At 71.0% G+C, this 13,488-nt stretch carries 11 protein-coding genes; 5 read left to right on the forward strand and 6 right to left on the reverse strand.

Features of this window, described 5'->3' with window-relative positions; genetic code table 11:
• Positions 1–72 precede the first annotated feature (72 nt).
• The gene (locus OG276_RS34995; RefSeq protein ID WP_266911675.1) at positions 73–1,185 is read right to left on the reverse strand and encodes an AI-2E family transporter; all 1,113 of its coding nucleotides are present in this window, start codon (positions 1,183–1,185) and stop codon (positions 73–75) included.
• Positions 1,186–1,293: 108 nt separating this feature from the next.
• Here OG276_RS34995 and OG276_RS35000 point away from each other — a divergent pair, with 108 nt between their 5' ends.
• Together OG276_RS35000 and OG276_RS35005 are read left to right on the forward strand one after the other, a co-directional pair.
• Positions 1,294–2,127: a DUF1206 domain-containing protein gene (locus OG276_RS35000; RefSeq protein WP_266911677.1), complete on the forward strand. Its 834-nt coding sequence runs from the start codon at positions 1,294–1,296 to the stop codon at positions 2,125–2,127.
• 222 nt (positions 2,128–2,349) lie between these two features.
• Positions 2,350–3,573, forward strand: coding sequence for a phosphatidylserine/phosphatidylglycerophosphate/cardiolipin synthase family protein (locus OG276_RS35005; RefSeq protein ID WP_266911679.1), 1,224 nt, complete (start codon positions 2,350–2,352; stop codon positions 3,571–3,573).
• A gap of 3 nt (positions 3,574–3,576) precedes the next feature.
• On the opposite strand, the gene OG276_RS35010 is transcribed toward OG276_RS35005, so the two are convergent.
• Positions 3,577–4,716, reverse strand: coding sequence for a CdaR family transcriptional regulator (locus OG276_RS35010; RefSeq protein ID WP_266911681.1), 1,140 nt, complete (start codon positions 4,714–4,716; stop codon positions 3,577–3,579).
• Between the two features lie 87 nt (positions 4,717–4,803).
• Between OG276_RS35010 and OG276_RS35015 the strand changes: the two genes are divergently transcribed.
• On the forward strand, positions 4,804–5,859 hold the full coding sequence (locus OG276_RS35015; RefSeq protein WP_266911683.1) for a ferredoxin reductase: 1,056 nt from the start codon (positions 4,804–4,806) through the stop codon (positions 5,857–5,859).
• Positions 5,860–5,867: 8 nt separating this feature from the next.
• Positions 5,868–6,986, forward strand: coding sequence for an acyl-CoA desaturase (locus tag OG276_RS35020; protein WP_266911685.1), 1,119 nt, complete (start codon positions 5,868–5,870; stop codon positions 6,984–6,986).
• A gap of 54 nt (positions 6,987–7,040) precedes the next feature.
• Here OG276_RS35020 and OG276_RS35025 read toward each other — a convergent pair whose 3' ends face one another.
• The gene (locus OG276_RS35025) at positions 7,041–7,667 is read right to left on the reverse strand and encodes a CBS domain-containing protein (protein WP_266911687.1); all 627 of its coding nucleotides are present in this window, start codon (positions 7,665–7,667) and stop codon (positions 7,041–7,043) included.
• A gap of 221 nt (positions 7,668–7,888) precedes the next feature.
• On the opposite strand from OG276_RS35025, the gene OG276_RS35030 reads away from it, so the two are divergent.
• Positions 7,889–9,604, forward strand: a complete 1,716-nt coding sequence (locus tag OG276_RS35030; protein WP_266911689.1) for a GAF domain-containing sensor histidine kinase — start codon at positions 7,889–7,891, stop codon at positions 9,602–9,604.
• Between the two features lie 9 nt (positions 9,605–9,613).
• Here OG276_RS35030 and OG276_RS35035 read toward each other — a convergent pair whose 3' ends face one another.
• The 3 genes from OG276_RS35035 to OG276_RS35045 all read right to left on the reverse strand — a co-directional run bounded on the left by OG276_RS35035 (position 9,614) and on the right by OG276_RS35045 (position 13,312).
• On the reverse strand, positions 9,614–10,303 hold the full coding sequence (locus OG276_RS35035; protein WP_266911691.1) for a response regulator transcription factor: 690 nt from the start codon (positions 10,301–10,303) through the stop codon (positions 9,614–9,616).
• A 44-nt stretch (positions 10,304–10,347) separates the two neighbouring features.
• Positions 10,348–10,833, reverse strand: a complete 486-nt coding sequence (locus OG276_RS35040; RefSeq protein ID WP_266911693.1) for a Crp/Fnr family transcriptional regulator — start codon at positions 10,831–10,833, stop codon at positions 10,348–10,350.
• A gap of 115 nt (positions 10,834–10,948) precedes the next feature.
• A complete protein-coding gene (locus tag OG276_RS35045; protein WP_266911695.1) occupies positions 10,949–13,312 on the reverse strand; it encodes a phosphoketolase in 2,364 nt (787 codons plus the stop codon).
• Positions 13,313–13,488: the final 176 nt, after the last annotated feature.

The raw sequence follows: 13,488 nt of genomic DNA on the forward strand, positions 1-13,488 counted from the left end.
TGATCACCGCCTGGCACGACGGGCGTGCACGACGGGGTGCTCGACGGGGTCGACACCCGTACACCCGGGTCGCTACGAGGGAGCGGCGGCCGGGGTCGAACGGTCGGTCTCCGGGCCGGCCGGCGGCTCGACGAGCTGCTCGCGCAGGTACCTCCACACCACCGCGAGCAGCGCCGCGGCGGGAACCGCCAGCAGGCTGCCGACCACTCCGGCGAGACTGCCTCCCAGGGTCACCGCCAGCAGGACCACCGCCGCGTGGAGCCCGAGACCGCGGCTCTGGATCATCGGCTGGAAGACGTTTCCCTCCAGCTGCTGCACCACGACGATGATCACCAGCACGATCAGCGCGTCCGTCAGACCGTTCGAGACCAGCGCGATGAGCACCGCGACCAGGCCGGCGAACAGGGCGCCCACGATCGGCACGAACGCGGACACGAAGGTCAGCACCGCCAGGGGCAACACCAGGGGAACACCGACGATCCACAGCCCCAGCCCGATGAAGACGGCATCGAGCAGACCGACGAACGCTTGCGAGCGAACGAACGAACCGAGGGTCTCCCAGCCGCGCTCGGCGACCACGGGGACGTCGGTGGCGAGCCGGCCGGGGAGTTGCCGGGTGAGCCACGGCAGGAACCGCGGGCCGTCCTTGAGGAAGAAGAACATCAGGAAGAGGGCCAGGACGGCGGTGACCAGGCCGCTGAAGATGGTGCTCACGCCGGTGACGACCGTGGACACCGTGGTGCCGATGCTGTGCTGGACGCGGTCGACCGCGGTGTCGAACGCCGCCGTGATCTGGGCGTCGCCGATGTTCAGCGGCGGCCCGGCAGCCCACCCGCGCAGCTGCTGGATCCCCTTGACCACGCCGTCGCCCAGCTCGCCGGCCTGCGACGCCACCGGCACGGCGATCAGCGCCACGACACCTGCGGCGACCACGAGGAACAGTACGGTCACCAAGGACGCGGCCACGGCCGGAGGCCACCCGCGCCGGCGCAGGAAGGCGACCAGGGGCCACGTCAGCGTGGTGAGCAGCAGGGCCACGACCAGCGGCCAGAGCACCGACCACATCCGGCCCAGGAGCCACAACGTCACGGCAGCCATCACGAGGACCAGCAGCAACTGGGCACAGACCCGTGCGGACGCTCGTAGCGCGGACGCCGTCTTTCTCGAACTCAGCGTGTCAGACATGGGCTCACCCTATGGAACACCCAACACCCAACGCCCCACGCCCCACGCCGCCGGCCCCGGCCCCGATGGGCAGGGCATGGAGCGGGGAATGCGGGGTACTCGCGGGGCATGACGGCTGGCGGAGCGGTACGCGAGGGTGTGGAGACCGCTTCGAGCGGCGGCAAGGCACGGGGGGTGCTGGCCCGGTGCGGCCTGGGGACGCGTGGGCTGCTCTACGTGCTCATCGGCGTACTCGCGGTGCGCGTCGCCTTCGGTGTGAACGGCGGCGGGTCAGCGGACCGGACGGGCGCACTGCAGGAGCTCGCGGACAAGCCCTTCGGCGGTGTCCTCGTATGGGCCGTCGGCATCGGGCTGGTCTGCATGACGCTGTGGCGGCTTTCGGAGGCGGCCCTGGGTGCGGCCGGCCCCGACGGGGACAAGCCCGGCAAGCGGCTGGCCGCGGCGGCCCGGGCCGTGTTCTACGGGGTCGTCGCGTTCTCCGTGCTCTCCTTCGCCGCCGGTACCGGCGGGGGCGGCCAGTCCGGCGACGAGCAGTCGCGCGATGTGACGGCCCGGGTGCTGGATGTGCCCGGTGGTCCGTGGTGGGTGGCGGCAGCGGGCGCGGGGATCGCCATCGGCGGTGTCGTGATCGCCGTACAGGCGGCGCGGCGCACCTTCCGCAAGCACCTGGCGATGGAACGACAGCCCGAGGGGGTCCGTACGGCGGTCGAGGTCCTCGGGGTGGTGGGCGGTGTGGCGCGCGGCGCCGTCTTCGCCGCGGCCGGCGCCTTCGCCGTGCACGCCGCCGTGAGCTACGACCCGGCGAAGGCGAAGGGGGTCGACGACACCCTGCGTGCGTTCACCCAGACCCCCGCGGGCCCGTGGCTGCTCGTGGTGGTCGCCGTCGGGCTCGTGCTGTTCGGGTTGTTCTCCTGGGCCATGGCCTGTTGGCGCCGGGTCTGAGCCTGCCTGCCCGTACGGGACGCAGGACTTCGGCGACACCCGCTGATCCGGTACCTCCCGCCGCGCGACCGAGCGGGCCGCGGGCGCATGGAACCGGCGGCACGGGACACACGTATGCCAACCGGCCCGAACGCGAAGGCAGTCGGGCCGACCGTCCTTGCGTCCACCGCGCTGACATTCCCGCCCGCCATGTTCCCCCTCGCGTTAAGTCCAGGAGATCCGATGTCCCGTACGAAAGAGTCGGCCGGTCCGGTCGCGAGCACTACCCGGTCGCCGGGGGCGCCGTCGGCAGAGGTGCGGGTGGCGCGGCTGCGGCGGCGCCTGGAACGGCTGATAGGGATCGCGGCCACCGAGGGCAACGCGCTCACCCCCTTGCGCAACGGGGACGAGATCTTCGCGGCGATGCTCCGCGGCATCCGCGGTGCCCGGTACACGGTGGACATGATGACGTTCGTGTACTGGAGGGGCGAAATCGCCCGCGACTTCGCCCGGGCACTCGCCGAGCGGGCCCGCGCCGGAGTGCGGGTGCGGCTGCTCCTCGACGGCTTCGGTAGCCGTCTGATCGAAAGGGAGCTGCTGGACGACATGGAGCGGGCCGGCGTGCAGGTGGCGTGGTTCCGCAAGCCGCTGTACCTCTCACCGCTCAAGCAGAACCACCGCTGTCACAGAAAGGTCCTCGTCATCGACGAGGAGACCGCGTTCACCGGCGGGGTCGGGATCGCGGAGGAGTGGTGCGGGAACGCGCGCGACACGCATGAATGGCGCGACACGCACGTCGAGGTCCGCGGACCCGCCGTCGACGGGATCGCCGCCGCGTTCGCGCAGAACTGGGCCGAGTGCCACGACGAACTCTTCGACGACCGGGACCGGTTCGTCGACCACCGCCCACAGGGTGACGCGATCGTCCAGGTCGTGCGCGGCTCGGCCAGCTTCGGCTGGCAGGACATGCAGACGCTGATGCGCGTCATGCTGGAGTCCGCCGAGGAGCGCTTCCGCCTGGCCACCGCCTACTTCTCACCGGACGCGTACTTCGTCGAGCTGCTCTGCGCCACCGCCCGGCGCGGGGTCGAGGTGGAGATCCTGCTCCCGGGCCCGCACACCGACAAACGAGTCTGCCAGCTCGCCGGCCAGCACCACTACGCGGAGCTCATCGCCTGCGGAGTGAAGATCTACCAGTACCAGCCGACGATGATGCACGCGAAGGTCATCACCGTCGACCGCGTCGCCGCACTGATCGGGTCCACCAACTTCAACCGCCGCTCCCTCGATCACGACGAGGAGGTCATGCTCGCGGTGCTCGACGAGCAGGTCACCGGCGTCCTCGACGGACACTTCGACGAGGACCTGGCCGTGAGCGAGTTGATCCGGGAAGGGCGCTGGAAGCGACGCTCCGCCCTCCAGCGAGCCCGGGAACTCGCCGTGCAGCCGGTGCGCCGCTTCCTGTGAGCGTCAGGTGACCCGAAGACCGACCGCCAGGGTCAGTTCGAGGACCCGCTGCGGCGATGCGAGATCCGGAAACAGCTCCCGCAGCTGCGACATCCGGTACCGGACCGTCTGGGGATGGACGAACAACGCCGCCGCCACCTCGTCCCGCCTGCCCTGGTGCAGCAGCCACGCCCGCAACGTCTCCTCCAGCCGCCGTGCGGTCGCGACGGGCAGGGTCCGCAACGGTGCGAGGGATCGGGCGCGCAGGTCCGCGAACGCGTCCGCGTCGGCGCTCAGCACCAGCTCGGGCAGGTGGTCCTCGGTATCGCGGATATCAGGGGAGAGGGAGCGCGCGCGTACGGCGCGTGCGTACGAGGCGGACGCACGAGTCCAGGGCCGGGCCGGGCCGACCACGGCGGTGCGTTCGGTCAGCTGCCGCAAGAGATGTGGTCGGTCGGCATCGGGGACGAGCAGTACACCGGTGTCGTCCGGCAGATCATCGAGGACGAGGGTGCTCGGGTCGAGCGCGCGGTAGGCGGGGCGGGCCTGGGCGGCGGGCAGCAGGACCGCGGTCAGGGAAACCGGAGGCTGCCATCCGGCCCGTTGAACGGAGGCGAGCAGTACGTCCGGGCCGGCGTCGGCGAGGAGGTCGCGGGCCAGGTGTTCCAGGTGGCGTTCGTGGGCCCTGCCCCGGGCGGCCAGTTCGTCGGCGTGGCCCGCTGCGCTCGCGGCGGAGAGCTCGTCGATGTAGGCGAAGGTCAGCTCGGCGAACTTGGCGACCTCGGCGGCCGGCAGACCTGCGGGTACGGCACCCGCTGCCAGGCATCGCCAGGCCACGCGGGCACCTACGCGGTAGGCGCTGAGCAGGGCGTCCATCGAACGGCCGTCGCGCACCTCGCCGCGGCCCAGCTCGTAGGCTGCGTCACCGCCGTCGCCGCCCGTGGCGTTCCCGCTCGCGAGGTCCAGGTAGTGCCCCAGGGCGGTGCGGACGGATCGGCGGATGGTGGCGCCCATGCGGCCCGAAAGGGCGTTGGCGTAGGGATGGACCTCGTCGATGATCGCCTGGACGACCTCGTCGGCGGTGGTCTTCAGCGCGGCCCGCAATGCGGTGACCGTCGTCTCGTCCAGGGTCAGCTCGCTGGCCCTCCGGATTGCATGACTCACGTTTTTGTTCCCTGCGAACAATTCAGCCGACCAGATTTACGTCCTGCGGTCAGGACTTTACCCCCTGAGGCATACCAAGCTGGGGCCATGACGAGTACAGCCCTTCGCAGCAGGGCGTGGAAACTGCTGGAGATGGTCACGACGCCGCTGCTGCCGTCGGACTACCTCGACCTGGTCAGCCCGCTGCGTGCGGGCGCCGACCTGCGTGGGCGCATCGAGGCCGTGCACCCCGAGACGGATGACGCCGCGACCATCGTGATCAGGCCGGGACGGGGCTGGCGCGGCCACACGGCCGGTCAGTACGTGCGGATCGGGGTCGACGTCGACGGGGTGCGCCTGTGGCGTGCCTACTCCCTCACCTCGCCGACCAACCGCCAGGACGGCCGCGTCACGATCACCGTGAAGGCGATCCCGGACGGCAAGGTCAGCAACCACCTGGTCCGCACGGCGAAACCGGGCACGCTGATCCAGCTCGACCAGCCGACCGGTGACTTCGTGCTGCCCCAGGTCAAGCCCGCCAAGGTCCTGTACCTGACGGCCGGCAGCGGCATCACGCCCGTGATGGGCATGCTGCGCGACATCGAGTTCGACGACGCCGTCATGGTCCACTGCGCGCCGCAGCCGCACGACGTGATCTTCCGCAGCGAGCTGCACGACCTGGTCGCGGACAAGAAGCTGCGGCTCACCGAGGTGCACACCGACACGGACGGCATGCTCGACATCGCCCGTCTCGACGAACTCGTGCCCGACTGGGCCGAGCGCGAGACCTGGGCTTGCGGACCCGCGGGCCTGCTCGACGCCGCCGAAGAGCACTGGGCCGCGCACGGCGTACGAGAGCGCCTGCACACCGAACGCTTCCGGCCCGGCATCGTCGTCACCGGCGACGGCGGCGAGGTCACCTTCAGCGCCACCGGCAAGACCGTCGACGCGGACGGCGCCACGCCGTTGCTGGACATCGGCGAGGAGGCCGGCGTTCTCATGCCCTCCGGGTGCCGCATGGGCATCTGCTTCGGCTGCGTCACGCCGCTCAAGGCGGGCGCCGTCCGCGACCTGCGCACCGGCGAGATCACCGAGGCCGAGCCGGGCGTCCTCATCCAGACCTGTGTGTCCGCCGCGGCGGGCCCCTGCGACATCGAACGGTAGGACCACCCTTGACCGCAACCGACCCCACCGCCCACCTGACCGCGGAGCAGATCGAGGAGCTCGGCCGCGAGCTCGACGCGATCCGCGACGAGGTGATCGCCGGCCGCGGCGAGAAGGACGCCGCCTACATCCGCAAGGTCATCTCGGCGCAGCGCAAGCTCGAGCTGGTCAGCAGGGGCGTGCTGCTGTTCTCGATCTTCCCGCCCGCGTGGCTGATCGGCACCGCCGGCCTGTCCGTGGCGAAGATCATGGACAACATGGAGATCGGCCACAACATCCTGCACGGCCAGTGGGACTGGATGCGGGACCCGAAGATCCACTCCACCACCTGGGAGTGGGATCACGTCTCGCCGTCCGAGCAGTGGAAGCACTCGCACAACGAGCTGCACCACACCTACACCAACGTGATCGGCAAGGACAACGACCTCGGCTACGGCATCATGCGCGTCGACGAGGACCAGCGGTGGCACCCGTTCCACCTCGGCCAGCCGCTGTGGAACTTCCTCAACGCCTGCTTCTTCGAGTACGGCATCGCGGCGTACGACCTGGAGCTCGGCAGGAACCTGAGCAAGCGCCGCCGCAAGAACCCGGAGTTCCGCGCGCGGGCCAAGGCCGTGGGCCGCAAGATCCGCAAGCAGGTGCTCAAGGACTACGTGATCCACCCGCTGCTGTCGGGCCCGTCGTTCCTCCCCACGCTCGCCGCCACGTTCACCGCGAACCTGGTCCGCAACATCTGGACCCACTCGGTGATCATGTGCGGGCACTTCCCCGAGGGCGTGCAGGTCTTCGAGCGCCGGTCGATCAAGGGCGAGACGCGCGGCCAGTGGTACCTGCGCCAGATGATGGGTTCGGCGAACATCAGCGGCAGCAAGGCCATGCACTTCATGACCGGCAACCTGTCGCACCAGATCGAGCACCACCTGTTCCCGGACCTGCCGAGCAACCGGTACGCCGAGGTCGCGGTGAAGGTGCGCGCACTGTTCGACAAGTACGAGCTGGAGTACGTCACCGGGCCGCTGCCCAAGCAGGTGTTCTCCGCGTGGCACAAGGTCTTCCGGCTGTCGCTGCCGAACAAGAAGCCCAAGGTCAAGACGCCGGACCGCGAGCGGGAGCTCGTCGCGGCCTGATTCCCGGTACGGGTTCGGTGGGCGGGGCCGAACGGTCCGCATCCTCATCCTGGATCAGAGGGGTGCGTCTCCGGTGCCGCGGTCCGGTGGAATGCGAGTGCGGGAGTCCGTGGAGCGGGCCGTGAGCCGGTCGATGACCGCGACCACGCCGTCCAACTGTCCGGCGAGACGGAGCGCGACGGGGATCTGGCCGCTCATGGGCAGTCGGCCGTCCAGGGTGACGACCCCGTCCACCACGCGCACGCGCACGGCGTCGGCGTCGATGCCCATCGTGTCCGTCAGCACCTCCTCGACCAGCACCCGGCGTATCTCGCGGTCCGGGCGCAGGAACACACGCAGGAGGTCCCGCCGGGTCACGATGCCGACCAGACGGTCCTCATCGTCGATGACCGGCAGTCGCGTCACGCCCCGTCGGGTGATGAGGCGGGCGGCCTCGGTGACCGTCTGCTCGGCGTGGACCGTGACGGCCGGCGCGGTCATCAGGTCCTGGGCGGTGAGACGGTCCTGGGTGAGCAGGTCGGACCGCGAAATGACGCCGAGGACGCGTTCGTCCGCGTCCACGACCGGCACGCCGCCGATGTCGTGTTCGACGAGCAGCGCGGCCACGTCCGCGCACTGAGTACCCCCGAGGACGGAGACGACCTCGTCGGTCATCAGGAAGCCGACCTTGGCGTGCTTCATCTGTGGCCCTCCTGTCGCCTTCGGCCAGTGAGCACGCCGTGCGGAGCGCCCTCACCAGCCACCATCCGCCGCGTACGCCCGCGGTGCGAGGGCCGAACGGGTCCTGTGTCAGGACTGACCAGACCCCGGCGCTGTGCGGTCGCCGAGGCGGTGCTTGGCGGCCAGGGGACTACGCTGAAGTCCGGGCGGGTGCGCAGAGCCCCTCGCCGCCGGAGGTGTCCATGGTCGGGGACGATCGAGATGCGTCGGCGAGCCGGATTCCGCAGCCGAGGCTGGACGCCCTCCAGGCGGAGATCACCGACGCGCGGGGTACCCGTGACCGGCTGAAGGGGCTGCTGGAGGCGGTCATGTCGCTGGGGCAGGAGCTGGACCTGGCCCAGGTGCTGCGCGGGATCGTGGAGGCCGCGGTCGTTCTCGTGGACGCGGAGTACGGCGCGCTGGGGGTGGTGGGGGACGACGAGAAGCTCGCGGAGTTCATCCCGGTGGGCATCGGCGACCGGCTCCGGGCGCGGATCGGATCCCTTCCCACCGGACACGGACTGCTGGGCGAGCTGGTCAGGCACCCCCGGCCGCTGCGCCTGCGAGACCTTTCGCAGCATCCGGCCTCCGCCGGTTTCCCGGAGCACCACCCACCGATGCGCTCCTTCCTCGGCGTACCGATCCGGGTCCGGGACGAGGTGTTCGGCAACCTCTACCTGACGGAGAAGCGGGGCGGGAAGGCCTTCGACGCGGACGACGAAGAGGTCTTGTCCACCCTCGCGGTCGCCGCCGGCGTCGCCGTGGACAACGCCCGCCTGTACGAGGAAGTCCGGCTCCGGGAGCGCTGGTTGGCGGCCAGTTCCGATTTCACGAGCGCCCTCCTGTCGGGCTCCTCCGAGATCGAGGTGCTGGAGGGCATGCTGGAGCGGGCCCGCGACATCATCTCGGCCGAGATGTGCGTCTTCTACCAGGTGGGGCCCGGCGGCGAGCTGCGCGGCTCCCTGGCCTTGGGGGAGGGGGCCGAAGCGCACCGCGGGATCGTGCTGCCCGGCGGCGAGGGGATCCTGGCCGCGGTCGTCCCGGCGCGGGACGGACTGGTCACCCTGGCCGATGTGGCCACCGACGCCCGGATCGCGGCGCAGCCGGACGTCTGGACGGGCTTCGGACCGGCGGCAGCCGTCGCGGTGGGCACCAGGGCGAAGCTGCGCGGGGTACTGATGCTGGCGCGGCGTACCGGCCGGCGGGCGTTCGCCGCGGCCGAGGTCGCGCCCCTGCCCGGCTTCGCCGGGCAGGCGGCCCTGGCGCTCGAGCTGGCCGACCGGCGCCGGGACACCGAGCAGGTGAGCCTGCTCGCGGACCGCGACCGGATCGCCCGCGACCTGCACGACCTGGCGATCCAGCGGCTCTTCGCGACCGGGATGACCTTGCAGAGCGCGCAGCGCTTCGTCGAACACCCCGAGGCGTCCGAGCGGCTCAGCCGGTCGATCGACGACCTGGACGAGACCATCAAGATCATCCGTACGACCATCTTCGGACTCCGTGACCACGAGGCGGCGGGCAGCGCCCCGAGGCTCCGGGTCCGCGCGGTGCGGGCCGTGGGCGAGGCGGCGGCGGTGCTCGGGTTCGTGCCCGCGCTGCGCATGGAGGGGCTGATCGACACCGATGTGCCGGGCCCGGTCGCCGACGACGTGGTGGCCGTGTTGGGGGAGGCCCTGACCAACGTGGCCCGGCACGCCAGGGCGGCGCGGGCGGAAGTCGGGATCGTCCTGGCGGAAGGCGTACTGGCCGTGACGGTGAGCGACGACGGCGTGGGCGTCACGGACGGTGGCCGTCGGAGCGGTCTGCGCAACCTCGCGGAACGCGCCGAGGCTCACGGGGGCGGACTGTCCGTCTCGCCGCGCCCCAACAGCGGCGGAACGCGTCTGGACTGGCGGATCCCGATCAGACGGGCCCAGTGACTGCGGGCCTCAGCGGCCGGTCTCGTCGTGCTCGCGCACCTCGGCGGCGATGACGGCGGCCTGTACGCGGCGTTCGACGCCCAGCTTGGCGAGGAGCCGGGAGATGTGGTTCTTGACCGTCTTCTCGGACAGGAAGAGGCTTTTGCCGATCTGACGATTGGTGAGGCCCTCGCCGATGAGCTCCAGCACGGCACGCTCGCGCTCGGAGAGGACCGTCAGCCGTTCGTCCCCGGGCGGTTTCCCGGCGGTCGGGTTCCGGAGCGAACTCATCAGGCGCGCGGTGGTCGCCGGGTCGAGCATCGACTGGCCCGTCGCCACCGTCCGTACGGCGGTGACCAGGTCGGAGCCCTTGATCTGCTTCAGGACGTACCCTGCGGCGCCGGCCATGATGGCGTCGAGCAGGGCGTCCTCGTCGTCGAAGGACGTCAGCATGAGGCAGGCGAGATCCGGCATGCGCGAGCGCAGCTCGCGACAGACGCTGATGCCGTCGCCGTCGGGCAGCCGGACGTCGAGCACGGCCACGTCGGGCCTGAGCGCGGGGCCCCGGGCCAGGGCCTGGGCAACCGTCGCCGCTTCGCCCACCACCTCGATGTCCGGCTCGGAGTCCAGCAGATCGTGCAAGCCGCGCCGGACTACCTCGTGGTCGTCGAGGAGGAACACCCGGATGGGCGCCGGGGCGGGAGCTGGTCCATCGGACATCCACGCCACACCCTCGGGTCGGGATACGTCTCGGGTCGATTGTCTCAGATGCGGCTTCCGCTGCCGTGGGGTGCGTAAAGGTCGAGGAGCCGGATGAGGGCGGATACGAGCCGGTGGGCGAGCACCTGGCCCACCCATTGCCACATCGCGGAGGCGAGCGCGGGGTCGCCGTCCATCAGCTCGCGCACGGCGGCGGCGTCGAACTCGTCGGTACGGACCGGCGTCATGGCCTCGGCGCCGAAGTGCCAGGTGTAGGGGCGGAACAGCCAGGACCAGCCGACGAGCTCGCCCGGACCGACCGTCTCGACCACCGCGGCCTGCCGGCCGGGTACGTGCACGTCCATGCCGACGTTCCCCGACCGGACGACCCAGAAGTGGCCGGTGTGCCCGCCCTGGTCGAACATGCGCGCGCCGGCGGGGAAGTCCGCCTCGTGGGCGAGGGCCAGCAGGCCGTCGCGCTGGTCCGGGGAGAAGGCGTGGTCGAAGCGGCTGGGGGAGGAGGTGAGCCGGTGAGAGGAAGTGGTGCTCATGGCGGTTCTCCGTTCGGGTCCGCCTCCACTCTCCGCCGGTGGCGACGACCCGGGAAGGGCCGATCGGTACCCTCTGCGACCCGGGCGGCCCACCCGTCCCACCCGGGCGGGGCGATCAGTGGGGCCAGGACCAGTCGGCGACTTCCGGCAGGTCGGTTCCGTGCTCGCGGATCCAGCCGTGGTGGCGGATGCGCTGGTCGACCATGGCCTGGCGCAGGCCCTCGGCGCGGCCGGCGAGGCCGGGGACGCGGTCGATGACGTCCATGACGAGCCGGTACCGGTCGAGGTCGTTGCGCACGACCATGTCGAAGGGGGTGGTCGTGGTCCCGGACTCCTTGTAGCCGCGGACGTGCAGGTGGGCGTGGCCGGTCCGGCGGTAGGCGAGGCGGTGGATCAGCCACGGGTAGCCGTGGTACGCGAAGACCACCGGCTTGTCGGTGGTGAAGAGGGAGTTGTACTCGGTGTCGGTCATGCCGTGCGGGTGTTCCTCGTGGGGCATCAGCCGGGCGATGTCGACGACGTTGACGACGCGGACGGCCAGCGAGGGGAGGTGCTCGCGGAGCAGGGCCGAGGCGGCCAGGACCTCCATGGTGGGCACGTCCCCGGCACAGCCGAGCACGACGTCGGGCTCGCGGGAGCCGTCGTCGGTCCCCGCCCACTCCCAGACGCCGGCGCCGCGAGCCACGTGCTCGCGGGCCGCCCCGATCGACAGCCAGTCGAAGCAGGGCTGCTTGCCCGCGACGATCACGTTGACCCGGTCACGGCTGCGCAGCGCATGATCGGCCACGACGAGCAAGGTGTTGGCATCCGGCGGGAAGTAGACGCGTACGACTTCAGGGCTCTTGTTGAGGACGTGGTCGACGAATCCGGGGTCCTGGTGGGAGAAGCCGTTGCTGTCCTGGCGCCAGACGTGCGAGGTGAGCAGGTAGTTGAGGGAGGCGATGGGCGCGCGCCAGCTCAGCTCGCGCGAGCTCTTCAGCCATTTGATGTGCTGGCCGACCATGGAGTCGACGATGGGGGCGAAGGCCTCGTACGTGGAGAACAGGCCGTGCCGGCCGGTGAGGAGGTACCCCTCCAGCCAGCCCTGGCACACGTGCTCGGAAAGGATCTCCATGACCCGGCCGTCCCGGGAGAGGTGCCGGTCGGTGGGTTCCGTCAGGCCCTGCCAGGCCTTGCCCGTCACCTGGTACAGGTCGTCGAGGCGGTTGCTCGCCGTCTCGTCCGGCCCGACGACCCGGAAGTCCCGCCGCCCCGCCGTGCTGCTCATGACCTGCGCGAGATAGCGGCCCAGGACGCGGGTCGGCTCGTGCAGGGTGCTCCCCGGCTTCTCGACGGGCACGGCCCACGCGTCGAGCTCGGGCAGGGGGAGCGAGCGCAGCAGCCGCCCGCCGTTCGCGTACGGGCTCGCCCCCGGACGGCGCTCACCCTCGGGGACGCAGGCCAGTACGGAGGAGACCGGACGGCCATCGGTGCGGAAGAGCTCCTCGGGCCGGTACGAGCGCATCCAGCTTTCCAGCTGCCGCAGGTGTTCGGGGTTCTCACGGACCCCCGCCAGTGGCACTTGGTGCGCGCGCCAAGTCCCCTCGACGGGTCGGCCGTCGACGGTCGCGGGCCCCGTCCAGCCCTTGGGTGTCCGGAGGACGATCACCGGCCAGTTCGCGCGCCCGCCGCGCGGATCGGTGCCTGCGGCCCGTGCTTCCCGCTGGATCGCGTGGATGCGGTCGACGGCCTGGTCCAGTGCGCCGGCCATGGCTCGATGGATGAGGGCCGGGTCGCTGCCGGAGACGTAGAGGGGGTCGTGCCCGTAGCCGCGCAAGAGCGTGTCGAGCTCGGCCTCGGGGATCCGTGCCAGCACCGACGGGTTGGCGATCTTGTAGCCGTTGAGGTGGAGGATCGGCAGGACGGCTCCGTCGTGGACCGGGTCCAGGAACTTGTTGGAGTGCCAGGAGGCGGCCAGCGGCCCGGTCTCGGCCTCGCCGTCGCCGATGACGCAGGCCACCAACAGGCCGGGATGGTCGAAGGCGGCACCGTACGCGTGGGCCAGCGAATAGCCCAGTTCGCCACCCTCGTGGAGGGAGCCCGGTGTCTCGGGCGCGACGTGACTCGGCACGCCGCCCGGGAAGGAGAACTGGCGGAACAGCTTGCGCATACCGTCCGCGTCGCGGCCGATGTCCGGGTAGGTCTCGGTGTACGTGCCCTCCAGCCAGGAGTTGGCGAGGACGGCCGCACCGCCGTGGCCGGGCCCCCAGACGCACAGGACCTCAAGCGAACGCTCCTTGATCACCCGGCTCAGGTGGGTGTGGACGAGGTTCAGGCCGGGCGCGGTGCCCCAGTGGCCGAGGAGCCGCGGCTTGATGTGCTCCGGCCGCAACGGCTCGGCGAGCAGCGGGTTGTCCATGAGGTAGATCTGGCCGACGGCCAGATAGTTCGCGGCACGCCAGTGCGCGTCCAGCTCCGCGATCCGGTACGTGGTCGTCATGAGTGTTCCCTCTCACCGCAGTCCGGGTCGTACGCCGTTTGAGCCGATGTGTGAACCGTGCTCTTACGGGGCCGGGGGCGGGAAGGGCAGGACCGGTCCCCGAATGGGGGCCGGTCGGCCCCTTCTGCGCTCTGGGCCGGGCGGGGAGCGTGGGCGATGCGAGAACAGGGCCGTGT

Source organism: Streptomyces sp. NBC_00086 (assembly GCF_026343255.1).
Taxonomy (GTDB): Bacteria; Actinomycetota; Actinomycetes; order Streptomycetales; family Streptomycetaceae; genus Streptomyces.